Below are 19,833 nucleotides of genomic sequence, written 5' to 3'. Positions count from 1 at the left end.
CCCCGACCTTCGGACTGAGAATCCGGTGGACTAGCCGTTATCCTATGGGGCCAGATGAAAATAATAATATCATGGGCTCTGGCTTTTGTAAAGCACCCGATTTGCCTCATAATAGATCTATCATAAATGATAAGTGGATTTCCGTCTCGACCAACGCAAAAATATGTGCAAAGAGCGAATCGTTGATTTTGCCCGACTCACTGAAGAGAGATCAAATAAGTCAGCAACTGCAAACATTCGGAGATTGATATAGGTCCAGATTCTCTCACTTCGATACCCAACGGTAGCAGAAAGAGTTAGTATTACTATGAGAGCGAAAAAGCTACGAGTATCACCGTAAATTAGCGCCGGGATTGATCTATGTTATCAACATCGAACCACCGTGCTGCCTATTTGGTTTGCTAGACCTCACGGTGACTGCTGGCAAAGGAGATGGCGGGTATGAAGATGACTTTTCTGCCCCATTCGCGGTTGGGCAAGTGGGGTTTTGCTCTGAGTATTTCTTTCGTGATTCTGATTTCTCTCCAGGTAAGATTCTCGATAATACCGATCCCGGTCTTTGCAACGGTATCTCTTGGAGTTGCGGGATTTGTAGCGGCTATTGTAGCTTTCATAAGGAAGGACAGGTCGATCGGGACATTCATTTCTATCGTAATCGGAGCGGTTATTCTCTTCGTGTTTGGGTCTATATTGCTTGACTCAACAGATTTTTTCAAAGGATTTCCAGTAGTAAAAGACTACTCGCAACGAACTGAAGGAAGCGACAGGTCGGGGGACGGGATGAATCTGGGAGAGATTTCCCAATCGGGAGAACATATATATATGGTCGTCAAGAATAGACTGTATAGAGTAAATACCGACTGGACAGGACGGACAAAAGTAACCGAGTTCCCGGTCAGCTCCATATTCATTTCAGGCGAATGGATATACTTCACTGACGACCCTGATATAAGCAATCTGTACAGAATGAAAAAGGACGGAAGCGAACGGACTAAGTTGAGCGAAGACAACATAGCGCAGTACTGTGTTTCAGACGACATGGTCCTCTACAGCACAAAGAAGAGTCTGGCCGAGTTCAACGAGATCAAGAAGAAAGCTATGACGTCTGTAGATATTTTATTGGAAACCGAAGCGGGAACACTCAATAAAATGAAGACCGACGGATCGGAAAAAACAACCCTTTGCAAAGTCTCGCTAGAGCCGGGGAAAATAGAGATTCACGCTGAATGGATATACTACGAAGATTATGGCAAACTTTATAGAATAAAGATCGACGGAACCGAACGTACCATGATTTCCGGAAAGGGTCGGTTCGGATACGTTACCGATACATGGCTCTACTTCACAGCCCTAAGAGACACTGGAACAGACGCTTATTACGATCTCGACGTTGTCAGAATGAAAATTGACGGCAGCGAAAGAAGCACTCTTGCCTCACTGGACAGAGTCTACTTTTTTACTTTCGACGAAGGCTGGTTCTATTTCGTTTTAAAATCAGAGAAGGGACTTCACAGAATGAGACCGGATGGAACTGAGATGCAGAAACTGAACAACATAAATATCTGGGCTCTCGACGGCGTATCTGGTAATTGGATGTATATCTCCGACTATTCGGGAGCATACTACCGCGTGAAACTCGATGGCTCGGTGGGAACCAGGATTAATTGAGATGAAGAGTACCCTCCGTAGATATATAATCTACTTCGAGGGGGTGTTTTTTTGTTTATCAGAAAGTGGACCGCTTCAGATGCAAAGGCCAATTTGATAATATGTCACGGGATAGGCGAACATTCCGGCAGGTACGACGCTTTCGCCTCTTTCCTGACATCCAGGGGCTTCAACGTCTTTTCGACGGATCTTCCCGGCCACGGGCTGCACCAGGGGCAGCGAGGCTACATAGATTCCTTCGATGATATGAAAAATGCTGTGGTAGATCTGGCGACGGCCGTGAGAAAGGGAAAGCGCGAATTGCCTCTTTTCCTCTTCGGACACAGCATGGGCGGTCTTATCGGTTCGAGGGTGATCGAGGAAAACCCCGGCATCTTCAGAGCTGCCGCTTTGAGTTCGCCTCATCTCTACTCCGCGAAAGAATCTGTGAAAAAGCTTCTTCCAGTAGTCAAGCTCGTTAAGAAACTGGCGCCGAAAATTACGTTCAGCAGCTCATCCAGGTTCGAACCTTCCGATCTCTCTCACAACAAGCTTGCAGTGCAGCGATACATAGACGATCCTTACGTTCACGATAGGGTCTCTCCCAATCTTTTTCTCGGAATGGAGGAGAGTATAGAGATGGTCTTCTCGGAAGTGGAAAAGATCACGATACCGATTATGATAGTTATCGGAAGCGACGACAGGGTTATAGACCCCTCCGGTGCCAGGGAGTTCTACGAAAAATTGGGATCGGAGAAGAGGTTTCTCGAAATCGCCGGAGGAATGCACGAAATGTTCGCAGATGAAGAGAGAAAGGGCATTCTGTTCGAGGGAGTTGTCTCTTTCTTCTCAGAGTTCCTCTGAGTGGAGCTCAAGCCAGCGCCGCGCGATCTTTTCGTCGTGCTTTATCTGTTCTATGAGCAACTGTAGGCCGTCGAACTTCAATTCGGGTCTTATGAATTCCAGAAACTCTATTTCGATGTTTTTGTCGTATAAGTCTCCGGAGAAATCGAAGTAATAGACTTCGTATTTCACCTCTTCGGTCACTTGCACGGTCGGCCTGAACCCTACGTTTAGCAGGCCGAAGAGTTCTTTGCCTTCTATGATCGATTTTACGATGTAAACCCCCGATTTCGGAGTTACCAGGCGTTCCTCCCCACGCGTGATGTTGGCCGTGGGAAAGCCCATCTTAGAGCCGAGCTGCTGGTCACGATAGACTCTTCCCCTTATCGAGTATCTCTGGCCGAGCAGCGCGTTGACCTGACGTATTTCACCTTTCGCCAGGGCTTCGCGTATCCAGCTGCTGCTTATCCTTCGACCATCCAGCACACAATCGGGAACAGTATCTACGAAAAAGCCCATCTCGCCGGCCATCCCTTCAAGCAGCGCAGTGTTTCCCTTCGCACCGCTTCCGAAGGTGAAGTCTCTGCCCACAACGATGCCGGTCACTCCCTGCTCGATCAGGCCGGTGATGAATTCGCGGGGTTCCAGGTGCTTTATCTCGGCCATATTGGCCGTGATCACTTCATGGATCCCGGTCGAGAGAATCAATTCGATCCTCTGAGATACCGGGTAGATTATGCCCGGAAAGTTGGGGAAGTAGTAGGCCCAGGGGTAAATCATGGAAATAGCCGAACTTCTGACACCGAGTCTTCTTGACAGCTCGACCGTTCTTTTCATTATTTGACGGTGACCGAGGTGGACGCCGTCGAAGTTTCCGATGCAGGTCACATACATGTTATGCCCCGAGTACCTTTTCGAGTTTGGCAACCCTTTCCCATGACTCTTCTCTCTGGAGTGTCTTCACGAAGGATGACGTTCTTTCCGACCTGGCAACGGCGAGTAATCTCTCGTCATTTCCCAGTATCCGGATAATCTCGTCTTTGACGAAGCTTCCAAGTATTCCTACGACGTTTCTGGCGTGGACCTGACCGCCGAGAAGCACTCTCTGGCTTTCCTGATCGTTGAGGAGAAGCCCGGGCATAAAGTCGATGGCCTCTTCCAGAGTGATTATGGACAGAGCGGAGACCTCTTCGAGCCGGCTTGACGAGTTCAACGAGAAAGGTCCCTGGGCTGTCCTCCTGAGATAAGTGGTTGTGGCGCCGCAACCAAAGCGGTATCCAATATCCATAACCAGAGATCTTATGTATGTCCCCTTCGAGACCCTCGTTGTGAAGGAGATCTTCCGTCCATCGAAGGAGATCTCTTCCATCGAATATATCTGTACGCGACTGGGCGGGAGGTTGATTATATTGCCCTCCCTGGCGAGCTTGTACAGGCGTTCTCCGTTGTGTTTTTTTGCCGAGTAAGCCGGCGGCGTCTGCAACTGTTCGCCGATGAAAGCTTTAAGAACCCCGGTTACTTCTTCAAGTGAAAGGGCCGGTACCTCTCTCTCTTCAACGAGTTTACCCGTGAGATCGAAAGTGTCGGTTATCCTGCCTAGTTCCAGCTCGGCTCTGTAGGTTTTGTCCATGTTGAGGAAGTATTCCAGCACCCTCGTTCCCTTACCAATGCCCGCTATGATAAGTCCGCTGGCAAATGGATCGAGTGTGCCCGAATGACCTACCCTCTTCGTCTGAAGTTTCCTGCGAAGCGCATTTACGACATCGTGGGATGTCATGTCACACGGTTTGTCTACGAGTATTATTCCGTCAGTTGTCTTCTGCATCTTGCTTTTCATTCTCTATCTGTTGAAGCAGCCGAGCCACTCTGAGAGTGGCCTCTATGCCGATATCCTCTTTGAAACGTATCTCGGGAGCTTTGAACAACCTTATATTTTTGGCGATCGCCGTTCTGAAAATACCCTTGTCTTCGTTCAATCTGTCAACGAGCATCTTTTTCTTCTCTTCTTCGCCCATTGAGCTTATGTAGATCACCGCATATCTCTTGTCTTTGCTCAGCTCGACTCTGACTATCGAAACCATTCCGACCGAAGGATCGTGACCGGTGTAAGATGAAAGAGCCTCCGTGAGAACTTTCTTGATCTCCGATTCCAGCATTTCTCTCCTGTGGCTGCTCGACATAGCTCTCACCTCCTGATCAATTATAACCCACCACTGCGGGAGTTTGTGGAAGAGCAGCTTTTAGCCTTGTAAGTATATTGACCACCGCCTGAAGCTCACAGTAGAAAACTATATAATAGAAGTAGCTTATAGCGAACGGAGTGGATGTATTGAAAAGAAAGATGATTATGATTATAGCTTTGCTGTTGCTGGCTTCGCTCTTAACTGCTTTCACGATATGTATAGACCCGGGTCACCAGGAGAAAGCCAATCTCTCGCAAGAACAGATAGCGCCAGGATCGAAAGAGACCAAGGCTAAGGTCTCGATTGGAACCAAGGGCGTCAGCACAGGGATACCCGAGTATGTTTTCAATCTGGAGCTCTCTTTCATTCTGAGAGACAGGTTACAGGAAGAGGGCTTCAACGTATTTATGACAAGGGAGAGACACGATGTCGATATTAGCAACATAGAAAGGGCAGAGTTCGCCAACTCCGTGGCTGCCGATCTGTGTATAAGGATTCATGCCAATTACAGTTCGGATCCTTCGCTGAAGGGAACGATGCTCCTGATACCCTCCTCGACAGCTACCTATACCGCACCCATTTATGAAGAGAGCAGGAGGGCCGCCGAGAAGATCATGGCCAGTCTCCGGGAAATAGAGGGGATAACCTCGCTCGGAATTAGGGTTAGAGAAGATATGACCGGTTTCAACTGGTCAAAGGTCCCCGTTCTGATTTTTGAGGCCGGGTACATGTCCAATCCGGAAGAAGACGTGTTACTGGCCAGTCAGGATTACCGCGAGGCACTGGTCGAAGCTATCGTCTCGGGAGTTGTGGATTACTTTCTGAGCCGTCGATGATCGATCTGTGGTTCAAACGATAGACGAGAGATCGGTCAGGAAGTCTCTGATCTCGCTGCTGGCCGATTCGAAGAACTCCCGGGGATACGTGTCCTTCAGTATTGAGCCATCTTTCATGAACAAAACCCTGGTGGCTATATTCCTGGCAAAATCGACTTCGTGGGTGACGATCACCATGGTTCTCCCTTCCGATGAGAGTCGTTTTATGACTCTCATTACTTCTCCAACTAGCGAAGGGTCGAGCGCCGAAGTCGGTTCGTCCAGCAACACTATATCGGGCTGCATCACCAGGGCCCTGGCGATGCCGACCCGCTGCTGCTGACCGCCCGACAGCTGCGAAGGGAAGCTGGCAGCCTTGTCATCCAGACCGACCTGAGAGAGCTGCTTCAGGGCGATTTCTCTGGCCTCCTTCCATTTTTTGCCCAGAACTTTTACTAGAGGGAGCGCGACGTTGTCTATCACTCTGAGGTGGCTGACGAGATTGAATCTCTGGAAGACGAATCCCACTCTCGCCCTGAAGGATCTGATAGATTTCCTGTCGCCCTTCACGGTCGAACCCTTGAAGAGTATATCGCCGCCGTCGGGGGTGATGAGATGGTTTATACACCTCAGAAGGGTGGTCTTTCCAGCCCCGGAGGGACCGAGAATGGCGATAACATCCCCCTGCTTCACATCGAAAGAGACCCCTTTGAGAACGGAAAGGTCGTCGAAGGATTTGGAAATTCCTCTTACGCTGAGAATTTCGTTTTCCGTCATGGTATCACCATCTTCCTTTCGAGAGCTCTGCCAACGAACGACAGAGTCGATGTTATTAGCAGGTAGCAAAGGGCCAGAGCGATGTAAGACTCGAATACGGCCAGAGTCTGTGTGCCGACCTGTCTGGCTCTCATTGTGAGATCTCCGAGCGCTATTACCGAAACCAGCGAGCTGTCTTTCACGAGGCTGACCAGCTGCCCTATCAGGGGAGGAATAGATATCCTGAAGGCCTGCGGGAAGATTATCGAGAACATTATCTGTCTCCTGTAAAGCCCCATAGCCTCGCCAGCCTCGATTTCCCCGGCCGGTACCGCTTCGATACCGGCCCTGAATATCTCTCCCACATAAGCGCCTTCAAATAGGGAGAGCGAGACCACTCCGGCCCAGAAGCGATCGATATTTATCGCCGATCCAAAGCCGTAGTAAACGAGTAGAATGATAACAAGAAGCGGCATATTTCTGAAAAACCACACGTACAGAGTGCCGGCATCTTTGAAAAAACCCGAGTGTGAAGTTCTCGCCAGCGCCACGACAATTCCAACCACAATAGCGAAACCGAGAGCGATTACACTCAATTCGAGGGTCGTGACCAGCCCATCCAGGAACAACTTGTAATATCTGGGCAGCACTTTCCAGTTAAATGGATATGCCTGTGAAACCGAGAAATAAGAGAACCAGATCAATCCGGCCACAAACAAACCCAGCGTTATACGTGAAACCGCTCTCTTCATCGCCTAGCCTCAGAATTCCGGGGCGTATTCCACGAACCAGTACTGTTCGAGTTCTGTTATCTTTTCCGTCGTCTTTAGCCACTGTATAAACGTGTTCAGCCACTGGAGTGTTTCAAAGTCACCCTTTGGAATGGCGACCCCCAAGTTTTCCATGGTTAACAGTTCATCGGTGACGTCGAGCTGTTCGTACTTCTTGGCTACGAATTTGGCGTAGATCGAATCGAAGATCATGGCGTCGGCCCTGCCCGAGGCGACCTGGAAGCCGGCCTCATCGGTTGTCTCGAAAGTGAAGATCTGTGCTTTGGTCAACAATCTGTTGGCGGCCTCGGCACCGGTGGTACCGAGCTGAACGGCTATCTTCGTTTCTTTAGTGTTTATATCCTCCAGCGTCGGCGGTGTGGAGAATTTTTTCGTGTTGTAGAGAATTGTCTGCCCGACGGTGAGATAAGGATCGCTGAAGTTGACCTTCAGTGCTCTTTCCGGGGTGATGGTCATTCCCGACCATATGATGTCGAATTTGTTGGATACCAGCGCAGGAATGATACCGTCCCAGTTAACAATAACGAACTCGAGTTTGACACCGAGAATCGAGGCCATTTCCTTGAGTATCTCCACTTCCAGCCCTATACGTTTTCCATCGGGATCTGTACCGTAGAGCGGCATATAACCGGCGTCCTGTCCGACTCTTAGTACTCCCCTGCTCCTTATGTCCTCCAACAAGCTGGAGAATGCGAGACTCACAACTACCAGAAAAACCACCAGCATAACTTTCTTCATACCAACACCTCCAAATAAAAAACCGGGCTTTAAGCCCGGTTGGTTATCTTTTTATGAGAGCACGACTAAACGGTGCCGCCTCCCACTACCGGGCGCCACAGTTTATGATGATGAAGAGCGGATGATTCTGTTTTTAAGGTCACAGTGTATTCGTACATCGCTTCACCTTTCGTCGTGTTTTCGTTGAAACGATACTAACAGCATACGGTATCGTGTGTCAAGTTACGTTTCTCTGAACTAAAGTTATTTCTTTTTCAGGCGATACATCTCGTCTCTTATTACGGCCGCATCTTCGAACCGCAGCTCTCCGGCGGCCCTTATCATCTCTTCGTTGAGGAGCGCCATGTAATCCTCGGTGTCGAGGTTCTCCTTGAGCGCAAAGACCCCCTCTATGTATGTGGTTCTGGCTTTATCTTCTCTATCCTTGTCGAGGTTTTCTCCGGCAAACTCTTCGAAGATGTTTCTGTACAGGGGTTTGACGATGCTTTCAGGGATGATCCCGTGTTCCTTGTTGTATATGAGCTGCTTGAGCCTTCTCCTGTTCGTCTCGTTTATCGCCCTTTGCATCGAGCCGGTCATGGTGTCGGCGTAGAGAACCACCTGGCCGTTTATGTTTCTTGCCGCCCTTCCTATGGTCTGCACCAGGGTAATTTCCGATCTAAGGAAGCCCTCTTTGTCGGCATCCATTATCGCCACGAGAGAGACTTCAGGCAAATCCAGCCCCTCTCTGAGGAGATTGACACCCACTACGACGTCGATCGTGCCCTCGCGCAGTTTTCTCAAAACCTCCACTCTCTCTATGGCGTCGAGCTCAGAGTGGAGATACTCCGACTTAATACCGACTTCGTTCAGATAGTCCGAGAGCATTTCGGCGGCCTTCTTGGTAAGAACCGTCACGAGCGCTCTTTCGTTCCGCTTCCTCACCGGCTTCATTCTGAATATGAAATCATCTACCTGGCTGTCGGTAGGCTGCACGATCACTTCTGGATCGACCAGACCGGTGGGTCTTATCACCTGATCGACAACCTGCCTGGAGAGTCCCAGTTCGTACTCGGAGGGAGTGGCCGATACGAAAACTATCTGGCCGACCGTCTCGAGGAACTCCTCGAACTTGAGGGGTCTGTTGTCGAAAGCGGCGGGCAGTCGAAAACCGTAATCGACGAGGTTCTTTTTCCTCGAGAAATCGCCCCTGTACATTGCCCTGATCTGCGGCACTCCTATGTGGGACTCGTCTATGAAGGTTATGAACTTCTCCTTGTCGAAATAGTCAAGCAACGTATAGGGTTTTTCACCTCTCCTTCTGCCGTCGAAGAAGCGGGCGTAATTCTCGATCCCCGAGCAATAACCAACGCTGGAGAGCATCTCCATGTCGTAGGTGGTCCGCTGCCGGAGACGCTGGGCCTCCAGGTACTTTCCCTCTCTTTCCAGTTCTTTCACGCGCTCTTCCAGTTCCTCCTCGATACTCTTCATCGCGCCAAGGATCTTGTCCTGGGTCGTTACGAACTCTTTGGCCGGATATATGGTAACCATGTCAAGCTCATCCATCACCTTGCGGTTGAGCGGTTCGAAAGTGACTATGCGTTCGATCTCGTCGTCGAAGAAGCAGATCCTTATGCCGAAATCCTCGTAGGGCGGGAAGATCTCGAAGATCTCTCCTTTCATGTGAAAAACCCCTCCGGCCGAAAGATCTTCCGATCGGTTGTACTGTATGTTTGCCAGCCTTATGGCCAGCTCGTTCCTGTTGAATCTGGAGCCTTTCTGGAGGTGTATGTTCATCGTCGCGAAGTCTCTCGGATCTCCGCTGGCGTAGATGGCCGAAACACTTGCCAGAACGACCGTATCGTTGCGTGTCAGTACCGACTTCAGGGTAGATACGCGCATTCTCTCCAGGGTTTCGTTTATCTCTGCCTCCTTCTCGATGTACATATCCTTCGAAGGTATGTACGATTCGGGCATGTAGTAATCGTAGTAACTTATGAACAGCTCGACCCTGCTGGCGGGAAAAAACGTTTTGAACTCCCGGTATAGCTGTGCGACTAGAGTCTTGTTCGGAGAGATCACTATCGCCGGCCGCTGGAGGTTCGAAATCACGTTGGCCATGGTGAAGGTCTTGCCTGAGCCGGTCACCCCCAGAAGGGTTTGAAACCTGTCCCCCTTTGAAAGTCCCTCCGTGAGCTTTTCTATGGCTTGCGGTTGATCTCCCTGAGGTTTGTATGTCGAATCGAGTTCGAACTTCAATCGAAATGCCCCCTTTCAATCTTCGAACTGGCAGGCAAAATACGCTTGCGAAGTCGTTGCAGTATAATATTATATACCACCCGTTATCGAATATCTATACTTCAACCCGCGATCGTATTGAGCAACAGGTAAACTGTGTAAAGCGCAACAAGAAGTAAGCCAGAGAACTTGCTCAGCACTCTCCTCTTCATGATCAACAAGGGAAGGGCAATCGAAAGGCCAACGTTGAACGCTATATCCATCATAAAAGGGCGGTCCGCTTTAAGCGGAGAGGCCAAAGCAGAGGCACCGAGTATGAAAAGAGTGTTGAAAATGTTCGAACCTATCACGTTGCCAACTGCAAGATCGTTCCTGCCTTTTCTTCCTGCCGTTATAGAAGTCACCAACTCCGGTAGAGATGTGCCGATAGCAACGATGGTCACACCGATCAACATATCGCTCACACCGAAAGACCGGGCGATGTGTGAACCGGCATCGACAACCAGGTCGCCTCCGATTATAACAGCCACCAAACCGCCAATTGTGGCTATCCAGGCCCATTTTATATCTCTTCCGAAGCTTATTGTGTCTTTCTTTTCCTGTATTTGTACTGCCTGGCTTATCGCCCTATCCTGTCTGGCCATCGAAAATATGTACATCATGAAGATCACAAAAAAGGCGAGCAAGACTATCCCATCGCTCCTGCCGAGAGTGAAATTTCTTCCGAAAAACATGGCGCCCGATGCGGCCGATATGATTATTATGAAGGGAATTTCGTAATACATGGTCGAGTTTGAGACCTTCAAAGGACTTATCAGGGCCGCAGCACCGAGAATGAGAGCAATGTTTGCGATATTCGAACCCAGCACGTTTCCTAAGGCTATTCCCGAGCCTTTCAGCGCGGCTTGAAAGCTTACCGCCAGCTCCGGAGCGCTAGTTCCGAAAGCCACTATTGTGAGTCCTATCAACAACTCGGAAAGGCCGAAACGTTTCGCTATGGCTACGGCTCCTTCTATTAGATAATCGGCCCCCTTTATAAGTAGAAGGAAACCGATCCCGAGTAGAACCAGAGTCCATATCAATTTCTATACCTCCCGACAAAACAGCGGCTCAAGGCCGCTGCATTGTTTACTATTATAATCGGAATCTCGCTAAATGGAAGTGATTATTTTATTACACCCAGCTCCCTGCCTATCATCTCAAACTTCGAGATGGCAAAATCGAGATCCTTTCTCGAATGAGCTGCGCTAATCATTATTCTCAATCTCGCCTTTCCCCTCGGCACCGTCGGGAAGCCTATCGAGCTGGCAAAGATGCCCTCTTCGAAGAGTCGCTTCGAAAAATTCGATGAGAGCTTTGCGTCGTAAAGCATCACCGGAGTGATAGGGGTTTCGCTGTGTCCCGTATCGAAACCGAGGGACTTCAACCTCTCTTTGAAGTATCCGGCGTTGCTCCACAGGGTTTGAACGAGTTCATCCGACGAGGAGAGCTTTCGCACCGCCGCTGTGGCGGCCGCGGTTTCGGCCGGAGAGAGAGAAGAACTGAACAGGAAGGGGCGTGCCTTTTGCTTCAGATAATCTATCAGGGCTTTCTTGCCCGCGATAAAACCGCCTACGATACCGAAGGCTTTGGAAAGAGTTCCAACTTCGATATCCACCCTCCCGTGGAGATGGAAGTGATCCACGATGCCGCGTCCGTTGCTTCCTACAACACCTTCACCGTGCGCATCGTCCACCATCACTATCGCGCCGTACTTTTCGGCCTTTTCAACTATCTCAGGCAGGGGTGCCAGGTCGCCGTCCATTGAGAAAACGCCGTCGGTGATGATAAGCATTCTCCTGGCGCCATCGGCCTTGGCCGCTTTCAGTTGTTCTTCGAGATCGGCGACATCCTTGTGCTTCCAAACATACCTTTTGGCTTTCGTCAATCTTACGCCGTCTATAATACTTGCGTGGTTCAGCTCGTCGGAGAGAATGGCGTCTTCTTCGGAGACTATCGGGCCTATCACGGCCTGATTGGCGTTGAAACCCGACTGCACAACCAGTGTCGCCTCCACTTTCTTGAATTGCGCCAGCTCCCTCTCGAGTTCGTTGTGGAGTTCAAGAGTACCCGCGATGGATCTAACCGCACCCGGACCCACGCCCCACTTTTTTATACCTTCTATCGCAGCCTGTTTCAACTCCTCGTCGAAGCAAAGTCCCAGGTAATTGTTGGAACACATGTTGAGCACTTTTCTGCCATCCACGTTCAGCCAGGCACCCTGCGGAGACTCGAGAGTTCGAATTTTCACTAGCAGTCCCTTTTCTTCGAGTTCCCTCATCTCGTCTTTCAAAACATCGAAATTGAACATCCATCACACCTCCCGTTTCAACGTTGGTTTAGAACTGGAGTATTACCTTGCCGGAGAGCCCTTTTTCCATCAGGTCGAAACCTTCCTCGAAACGCTCGGCAGGGAATGTATGAGTCACAACCGGTGAAAGATCCACCCTTTTGCTTTTAAGAAGCTGATCCGCTATCCGCCAGGTATCGAACATCTTTCTGCCGGTTATTCCGTACATGGTTAGCCCTTTGAACGTGAAAAGATTGTTTATATCGAAGGCCAAATCTCCGGGAAATACTCCCAGCAGTGACACTATTCCACCGTTGGTGACGCTGTCGAGGCCCTGTTTCATAGCGATTACGCTTCCCGACATCTCAAGAAGAACATCGGCTCCATCACCGTTAGTCAAGGATCTCACTCTGGCTGGCATGTCTTCCTCGAGTGGATCGATTACGACATCGGCACCCATCTTTTTTGCCAGGTTTTTTCTGAAATCCTTCACTTCACTCACCATAACACAGGCGGCCCCAGATGCTTTCGCCACGGCCACGGCCATTGCTCCTATGGGGCCGGCTCCGGTTATGAGAACGTTTTTACCGGTTAGATCGGTTACCAGGGCCGTATGTATTGCGTTGCCGAACGGTTCCATTATCGAGGCGTACTCCAGTGGGATCGATGGATCGACTTTCCAGAGAACTATCTCCGGAACCAGAACATATTCTGCAAAGACTCCATCTCGATGAACGCCGAGTATCTCCATATCTCTGCAAATATGCATTTTACCCGTCTTGCACTGAAGACATTTCTGACAGGGGATATGTGTTTCGGCAACCACCGAATCTCCTACGGCGACGGTCGTGACATTGTCGCCGACCTTTAATACCTCTCCAGTGAATTCGTGGCCGTCTATCTGTGGAGGGCGGATCCTTTTCTGGGACCATTCATCCCATTTGTAGATGTGAAGATCGGTACCACATATCGAAGCGCGTTTGACCTTTACCAGAACATCGTGTGGGCCAGGTTCCCCCGGTACGGGAACTCTCTTCAGTGTCAGTCCTGGACCCGGTTTTTCTTTTACAATCGCGATCATAGTTTCCGATTCCAACGCAATTTCCCTCCTTCTTATCGTTAGCCGCTATACTTCAATTGTAAGTTAAACGTCAAAATTAATAAACCTCGCCACCGGGCATCTACGGACTACTGTGAATGCTTATGGCTTTTCAGTTGTTCAACACTCGCGGTATCGTATCGTGCAACTCACAATGAGTTTCAGTTACCCAAAAGTTAACTGCAGATCGCCTGAGTATCGAGTTATAGTTATTAAAGATTGTGAGGTTCTTTCATGCGCTATCACTAAAAGCATACTCCTCAATAATCGATCCTACAAAATTCGTATGCTTAACATTTCTTACCTCCCGCTCACTTATTCTTCGTTTTCCTTACGATTTTACCGTATAATCATTCCTGATCGCTTGTATCGATTCAAAATGCCGATTTTCCAGGAGAGATTCTAGAATGCCAAAGTGGTATCATGATAATGGATTTCCAAGTGATTACCACATCGGATGGCTTATTTGGTTGATTCAAATTGAAAATTTAGTAACTTGTGAACTTGGAATCTGAAGTAACTGTCTTATGAAATGTCGCCAGGTGTTTATTACTTCTTGACCGAAAGTCTCTTATATTTTGCACGGTTGTCCGTTAATGCTTACGACTGTGCCTATGAGTACCATCTATTTAGTGGGGTAATTTCAGCCTTAGATGATCGTAGACGATCACAATTGTGGAGGTGAGGTAAGTGAAGAGGATTCTCGTTCTGGCAGTTGTTCTGCTGTTAGGTTTAGTGTTGTTCGCAGTTGAGCCAATCGTCATTGGTGTTTTCGAACCTATGACAGGTCCTTACGCAGCCGGTGGCCAGCTTACAATGGAAGGTATTACCCTTGCAGCCGAGCAAGTGACGGAAGTCCTCGGCCGTCCGGTACAACTGGTTTTGGTCGACAACAAGAGTGAGAAAGTCGAAGCTTCCAACGCAGTTTCCAGACTGATTCAGTTCAACAAGGCATCGGTAATTATCGGGAGTTACGGAAGCGCCGTGGCAATACCAGGTAGCGAAGTGGCCAACGCCGCAGGAGTCCCGATGATCGGATGTTCACCAACCAACCCGCTCGTGACAGTTGGCAAGCCCTACGCTTTCAGAGTCTGCTTCATCGACCCGTTCCAGGGAAGCGTTATGGCCAAATTCGCAGTTGAAGAACTGAAGGCAAAGACCGCCGTTATTATTCAGGATATCGCTTCCGACTACTCGGTAGGTCTTTCGCACTACTTCCAGAACTCCTTCAAGAGCCTTACGGGAGACAACAAATCGATAAGCGGTGTCATCTCTTACCAGACCGGTGACCAGGACTTCACAGCGCAGCTCGCATACGCTCAGGGAAAGAAACCCGACGTAATCTTCATCCCCGCCGCATCTTACGGTGAAGCTGCACTGATCATCAAGCAGGCACGTGAGCTGGGAATTCAGGCGCAGTTCCTCGGTGGAGACACCTGGGAAGTACCGGAGTTCCTGCAGGTCGGCGGAGCCGCCGTTGAAGGAAGCTTCTTCAGCACTCACTTCGACGTTGCAGTCGCACCGACTCCGAAGGCGGCCGGATTCATCGAAGCCTTCAAGGCGAAGTACGGCGTTGAGCCAAGTGCGTTCGCAGCGCTCGGATACGATGCATTCATGCTGGCTATCGATGCGATCGTAAGGGCAAACTCTGCAGTTCCTGAGGATGTCAAGAATGCCCTCAGCGCAACTGTGAATTTCGAAGGCGTGACCGGTTACATAACGATCGACGAAAATGGAGACGCCGTAAAGGATGCAATAGTCAGGAAAGTTGAAAACGGCGCGTTCAAGTTTGTCAGTGTTGTCAAGCCTGCCCAATAAATCTCACTGAAGGCAGCTGTTTCGAAGCATAGGTATTGGACGCAGGCCTGTGCCTGCGTCTATACTGAATTGTAGTAGTTAAAGTAAAGGCGGTGGCAGGATGAGCCCTGATGTATTTTTGCAACACCTTGTTAACGGGATTTCTTTGGGCTTCATATTCGGACTTATAGCCATAGGGTACACTCTTGTCTACGGAGTGGTCAAGCTTGTGAATTTCGCGCACGGCGACGTGTTCATGATGGCTACGTTCTTCGTTTTCTATGGTTTTACTTTGTTTATGATGCCTTGGTGGCTTGCTGTTATATTTGGAATTGTGGTAACGATATTGCTTGGAGTTGGTATTGAAAGAATAGCCTATAGACCTCTCAGAGATGCGCCGAGGATATCCTCTCTCTGTGCGGCCATAGGTATGTCGTTTTTGATTCAAAACATTGCGACGGTTGTATTCGGGGGAAGACAGAAATCCTTCTATGTGCCTCCTTCACTGACCACCACTTTCGTGATCGGAGGCGTAAGAATTCAGGCGATCACTATAGCCACGATAGTAGTTTCCGTAATTGTGCTTCTGTTACTTACTTTCCTTATAAAGCGTACAAAGATGGGACTGGCCATGAGAGCTCTCTCGGTCGATTTCGATACGGCAAAACTAATGGGCATAAATGTAAATAGAACGATCGCGTTCACATTTGCTATCGGTTCGGCGCTTGCGGCCCTCAGCGCTATACTCTGGGCACTCAGATATCCGCAGATATGGCCCTTCATGGGCGTCTTTCCGGGATGGAGAGCCTTTACGGCAGCGATAATCGGCGGTATAGGAAGCATCGTAGGTGCTCTGTTCGGCGGATTCATGCTGGGCATGGTGACGATCTTGCTTGTGGCATTTTTCCCGGAAGCGGCAGGTTACAGAGACGCGATAATATTCGTCCTTCTCGTTGTAATACTGCTCGTCAAGCCGACCGGCCTGTTTGGCGAGAAGAAAAGTAGGTGACTGTTGTGGATCGCAGAATGAAGTTAATCTTAACAATAGTGAGTCTTCTGGTCTTCATTTTGTTGCTCTGGCTCGCTGAAAGCTATATGGATCCTTTCATCAAAAGGATTCTGAACGTGGCGGCTATCTATGTAATTCTGGGTGTCAGTCTTAACCTTATAAACGGTTTCACGGGTCAGTTCTCTCTCGGACATGCCGGGTTTATGTCTCTGGGAGCTTATGCATCCGCTCTGCTTTATATGTCTCCGGCGCTGAAGGCTACCAATTTCTTCATAGAGCCCATCATCTGGCCGCTCAGCGAGATACAGATACCTTTCTTCTTTGCGTTGTTAGTTGGAGGAGCCATCGCAGCGGTTGCGGGATTTGCGGTCGGTGCGCCATGTCTCAGAGTGGGAGGAGATTATCTGGCGATCGTTACCTACGGTTTTGCCGAGATAATCCGTGTAATACTGAATAACCTTCAGAACATCACAAACGGTCCGCTCGGTTTGAAAGGGCTCCCGACTTATACCAATCTCTACTGGAGCTGGGGCTGGGCCCTGTTCACGATTTTCTTCATAAAGAAACTGGTCGATAGCAGCTATGGAAGAGCTCTGAAATCGATAAGAGAGGACGAGGTTGCGGCTGAAGCGATGGGCGTCAATCTCTTCAAACATAAAACTCTGGCTTTCGTTATTGGAGCGTTTTTTGCGGGCATCGGCGGAGGATTGCTGGGAAGTCTTCTCATGACGATCGATCCGAACTCTTTCAACATCTCTCTGACTTTCCAGATAGTTATGATCGTGTTGCTTGGAGGTCTGGGAAGCATAACCGGTAGTGTTGTTATGGGCGTATCGATTGCCTTCCTGATGGAGCTCTTGAGGTTTGTTGAGTCGCCGATGACCATATTCGGCCTGACGATACCGGGAATTTCTGGCATGAGAATGCTGATATTCGCGCTCATACTGGTTATTACCGTTATATTCTTCAGGCGAGGCCTCTTCGGTCAGAAGGAGTTCTCTTGGGACTGGATCTTCAGATCAAAAAGGAGGAATGCAGAATGAGTCTGCTTAAACTTGAACACGTGACGAAGAGATTTGGCGGGCTCACGGCAGTCTCGGACTTCAACCTTGATCTGCAGGAAGGTGAACTCGTAGGTCTCATAGGACCGAACGGAGCGGGGAAGACCACGATATTCAACCTCATAACAAACACTTATCTGGTGAGTGAGGGAAAGATAATCCTTGGTGGCAAAGATATAACGGGAATGAAGACCGACAAGATAACTGCAGAGGGTATAGCGAGAACTTTTCAAAATATACGTCTCTTTAGTGAACTTACAGCGTTCGACAATGTGAGAACGGCCTGTCACCTGCGTCTTAAATCTTCAGTACTGTCCGCCGTTTTCGGATTGCCCGGCTACAGAAAAGAGGAAAAAGAGATAGACGACAAAGCCATGGCCCTGCTGAAAACACTGGGTCTGGAGAAGTACAAGAACGATCTTGCCGGTTCGCTTCCCTACGGGCTACAGAGAAAGCTCGAAATATCCAGAGCCCTCGCAACCAACCCGAAAGTATTGCTGCTGGACGAGCCAGCCGCGGGAATGAACCCGGAAGAGACTCTGGCACTGGCGGCCCTCATATTGAGGATAAGAAAGGAATTCAATTTAACGGTTCTGTTGATAGAACACGATATGAGTCTTGTGATGACCATTTGCGAGAGGATAATAGTTCTCGATCACGGCGTAACTATCGCGCACGGGCTTCCTAAAGAGATTCAAAATAATCCTGAAGTTATCACAGCTTACCTTGGAACGGGTGATTTGTATGCTTAAAGTCGCAAACCTGAACGTTTACTACGGAGGCATTCACGCCTTAAAGGGCATTTCCTTCAACGTTGAGGAAGGCAAGATCGTTGCGCTTATAGGAGCCAACGGAGCCGGGAAGTCCACTACGCTGAGGAGCATATGCGGCCTCAAAAAAGTCAGAGAAGGAGAAATAACCTTCAAATCCGAGGCTATAACCAACAAACCGACGAACGATATCGTGAAATCCGGAATGACCCTAGTTCCGGAGGGAAGAAGGATATTTCCAAATCTCACGGTAACCGAAAATCTCATGCTCGGAGCTTTTTTGAGGAACGATGGCGACGAGATAGCCAAGGATCTCGAGTGGGTAAACACGCTTTTTCCAAGGTTGAAAGAGAGAAAGGATCAGAAAGGCGGCACTCTTTCGGGCGGTGAACAGCAGATGCTGGCGATAGGCAGGGCTCTGATGTCGAGACCGGACCTGCTGATGCTCGACGAACCCTCTCTCGGGCTCGCACCGGTGATAGTCGGGGAGGTCTTCAAGGTTATTCGAAAGGTACACCAGGAAGGCAAGACCATTCTCTTGATAGAACAGAACGCTCTGGGTGCTCTTAAGTTGGCCGATTACGCTTATGTACTTGAAACCGGGAGAATTGTTCTTGAAGGAAAGGGCGAGGAATTATTGAATAACGAACAGGTAAAGAAATCTTACCTGGGCGGTTAGTTTTGTCCGGAGAGATATTCTTCGGAAGTTAAACACCTGGCGAATTTTAAGTAAAGCTAAAAATCTTTATCGAGTTACCTGATTCACTTTGGGGATCGGCACAGAATCCTAGTTTGTCGAGAGTGTTTGTGTCGCTTATAAAGGCTTACGTGAATTCTGTGCCAGTGCTACGGAGAGCTTGCGCATCTTCTAGTGGGGTCTTGCCAAATCCGGGCACTTTTCGGTTTCCCGATCTTCTTACAGCTGTCCTTTAGCCTTCGAGCATATCGGTTATCGATTGCTCATTCATGAGAGTCTCTTGTGTCTTGAATGTGATATCTCCATATGATCTATGCGTGTGATGGAAGTCCTCAGAGTCTTCTGTCCGGCAAATATGTGAAGCGGCTGACGGTCACTTCGTAAGATCCGCTTTTCAAAGGGGGTGATCGTTCCAAAGGCAGACGCAAAGATCTTGTGAAAGTGTGTGACAGGGAAAGTTTCCAAAACATCTTTTTTTGTTCGTTAACCAAGGAGGTGGACCATCGTGAGATCTAAGCTTGTGTTAATTGTGGCTCTCGTTGTGTTATGTGTTTCCGCACTGGCAGTGACTTATCCGACTTTCGACTGGACTGCGAAAGCGGACGAAGTCCCTGCAGCGGCACTGATGCGTGATTTCCCATTTGATTATCCCGAGACACATCCGATTGTAGAAGGCGTTTTCGATTGGGAGCACTATTTCCTGTACGAAGAAGCTGTTTACTGGTGTCTGAAATGGGCCGAAGATTATCCCGACCTGGTGGATGTATACACAGTTGGAGAATCTTTCCTGGGTATCCCCATCTACCAGATAACGATCACCAACAAGGCTACTGGTAAGGACACCGACAAGCCTGCGATGTTCGTTGCTGGCAACAGGCACTCGGGTGAAGTTACGGCCAGAACTGCAACCATGCTCTTCGCGTATGATCTGATAAACGGATACGGCAAAGATGAAGAAATCACCTATCTGGTCGATAACTTCACGTATTACGTACGTCCCACTGAGAACCCTGATGGTGGTCAGCAGTATCTTACGACACCGTACACTAACAGATCCACCGTTCGCCCTCAGGACAACGAC

The 19,833-nt window shown here is 49.1% G+C and carries 19 protein-coding genes; 9 read left to right on the top strand and 10 right to left on the bottom strand.

Annotated features, from left to right (window positions below):
* The first annotated feature begins 441 nt into the window (after positions 1 to 441).
* Together PKX57_RS07400 and PKX57_RS07395 are read left to right on the top strand one after the other, a co-directional pair.
* Positions 442 to 1,668, top strand: a complete 1,227-nt coding sequence (locus PKX57_RS07400; protein ID WP_472416598.1) for a DUF5050 domain-containing protein — start codon at positions 442 to 444, stop codon at positions 1,666 to 1,668.
* A gap of 51 nt (positions 1,669 to 1,719) precedes the next feature.
* Positions 1,720 to 2,511 carry an alpha/beta fold hydrolase gene (locus PKX57_RS07395; protein WP_214050113.1) on the top strand — a complete coding sequence of 264 codons (792 nt, stop codon included), beginning with the start codon at positions 1,720 to 1,722 and terminating at the stop codon, positions 2,509 to 2,511.
* Here the strand turns inward: PKX57_RS07395 and ribF are convergent.
* From ribF to rbfA, 3 genes are read right to left on the bottom strand one after another with little or no spacing between them, the layout of a single operon-like run.
* A complete protein-coding gene (ribF, locus tag PKX57_RS07390) occupies positions 2,497 to 3,384 on the bottom strand; it encodes a riboflavin biosynthesis protein RibF (protein WP_213920198.1) in 888 nt (295 codons plus the stop codon). The genes PKX57_RS07395 and ribF overlap by 15 nt on opposite strands.
* Position 3,385: 1 nt before the next feature.
* Positions 3,386 to 4,327, bottom strand: a complete 942-nt coding sequence (gene truB / locus PKX57_RS07385) for a tRNA pseudouridine(55) synthase TruB (protein ID WP_472416596.1) — start codon at positions 4,325 to 4,327, stop codon at positions 3,386 to 3,388.
* Positions 4,299 to 4,670 (bottom strand): 30S ribosome-binding factor RbfA, encoded by a 372-nt coding sequence (gene rbfA, locus PKX57_RS07380; protein ID WP_472411651.1) that lies wholly within the window; start codon positions 4,668 to 4,670, stop codon positions 4,299 to 4,301. Before rbfA ends, truB begins: the two co-directional genes overlap by 29 nt.
* A 149-nt stretch (positions 4,671 to 4,819) precedes the next feature.
* On the opposite strand from rbfA, the gene PKX57_RS07375 reads away from it, so the two are divergent.
* Positions 4,820 to 5,509: an N-acetylmuramoyl-L-alanine amidase family protein gene (locus PKX57_RS07375; protein ID WP_472411650.1), complete on the top strand. Its 690-nt coding sequence runs from the start codon at positions 4,820 to 4,822 to the stop codon at positions 5,507 to 5,509.
* Positions 5,510 to 5,521: 12 nt separating this feature from the next.
* Here the strand turns inward: PKX57_RS07375 and PKX57_RS07370 are convergent, their stop codons facing one another.
* The 7 genes from PKX57_RS07370 to tdh form a co-directional block, all read right to left on the bottom strand.
* Positions 5,522 to 6,265, bottom strand: a complete 744-nt coding sequence (locus PKX57_RS07370; protein ID WP_213920196.1) for an ATP-binding cassette domain-containing protein — start codon at positions 6,263 to 6,265, stop codon at positions 5,522 to 5,524.
* Positions 6,262 to 6,996, bottom strand: a complete 735-nt coding sequence (locus PKX57_RS07365) for an ABC transporter permease subunit (RefSeq protein ID WP_213920195.1) — start codon at positions 6,994 to 6,996, stop codon at positions 6,262 to 6,264. Before PKX57_RS07365 ends, PKX57_RS07370 begins: the two co-directional genes overlap by 4 nt.
* A 9-nt stretch (positions 6,997 to 7,005) precedes the next feature.
* A complete protein-coding gene (locus PKX57_RS07360; protein WP_213920194.1) occupies positions 7,006 to 7,773 on the bottom strand; it encodes a transporter substrate-binding domain-containing protein in 768 nt (255 codons plus the stop codon).
* Positions 7,774 to 8,016: 243 nt separating this feature from the next.
* Positions 8,017 to 10,011, bottom strand: coding sequence for an excinuclease ABC subunit UvrB (gene uvrB, locus PKX57_RS07355; RefSeq protein WP_213920193.1), 1,995 nt, complete (start codon positions 10,009 to 10,011; stop codon positions 8,017 to 8,019).
* A 101-nt stretch (positions 10,012 to 10,112) separates the two neighbouring features.
* A complete protein-coding gene (locus PKX57_RS07350; protein WP_213920192.1) occupies positions 10,113 to 11,072 on the bottom strand; it encodes a calcium/sodium antiporter in 960 nt (319 codons plus the stop codon).
* 83 nt (positions 11,073 to 11,155) lie between these two features.
* Positions 11,156 to 12,340: a glycine C-acetyltransferase gene (locus PKX57_RS07345; protein WP_213920191.1), complete on the bottom strand. Its 1,185-nt coding sequence runs from the start codon at positions 12,338 to 12,340 to the stop codon at positions 11,156 to 11,158.
* Between the two features lie 28 nt (positions 12,341 to 12,368).
* Complete coding sequence (gene tdh, locus PKX57_RS07340; RefSeq protein WP_472411666.1) at positions 12,369 to 13,400, bottom strand: L-threonine 3-dehydrogenase; 1,032 nt, start codon at positions 13,398 to 13,400, stop codon at positions 12,369 to 12,371.
* Positions 13,401 to 14,108: 708 nt separating this feature from the next.
* Between tdh and PKX57_RS07335 the strand changes: the two genes are divergently transcribed.
* The 6 genes from PKX57_RS07335 to PKX57_RS07310 all read left to right on the top strand — a co-directional run.
* A complete protein-coding gene (locus PKX57_RS07335; protein ID WP_472416594.1) occupies positions 14,109 to 15,236 on the top strand; it encodes an ABC transporter substrate-binding protein in 1,128 nt (375 codons plus the stop codon).
* Between the two features lie 100 nt (positions 15,237 to 15,336).
* Entirely contained in the window at positions 15,337 to 16,224 is an 888-nt protein-coding gene (locus PKX57_RS07330; protein ID WP_213920188.1) for an ABC transporter permease subunit, read from the top strand.
* 17 nt (positions 16,225 to 16,241) lie between these two features.
* Positions 16,242 to 17,267 carry a branched-chain amino acid ABC transporter permease gene (locus PKX57_RS07325; RefSeq protein WP_470745824.1) on the top strand — a complete coding sequence of 342 codons (1,026 nt, stop codon included), beginning with the start codon at positions 16,242 to 16,244 and terminating at the stop codon, positions 17,265 to 17,267.
* Entirely contained in the window at positions 17,264 to 18,037 is a 774-nt protein-coding gene (locus tag PKX57_RS07320; RefSeq protein WP_472411642.1) for an ABC transporter ATP-binding protein, read from the top strand. The genes PKX57_RS07325 and PKX57_RS07320 overlap by 4 nt, the downstream gene beginning before the upstream one ends.
* Positions 18,030 to 18,734: an ATP-binding cassette domain-containing protein gene (locus PKX57_RS07315; RefSeq protein ID WP_213920185.1), complete on the top strand. Its 705-nt coding sequence runs from the start codon at positions 18,030 to 18,032 to the stop codon at positions 18,732 to 18,734. Before PKX57_RS07320 ends, PKX57_RS07315 begins: the two co-directional genes overlap by 8 nt.
* Before the next feature lie 523 nt (positions 18,735 to 19,257).
* The coding region (locus PKX57_RS07310) for a M14 family zinc carboxypeptidase (RefSeq protein ID WP_472416592.1) at positions 19,258 to 19,833 on the top strand (576 nt) is incomplete at its 3' end.

The organism is Mesotoga sp. (assembly GCF_035363035.1).
Lineage (GTDB): Bacteria > Thermotogota > Thermotogae > Petrotogales > Kosmotogaceae > Mesotoga.
The sequence above is the reverse complement of the archived record's forward strand: the minus strand, read 5'-3'. Positions and strand labels throughout refer to the sequence as shown.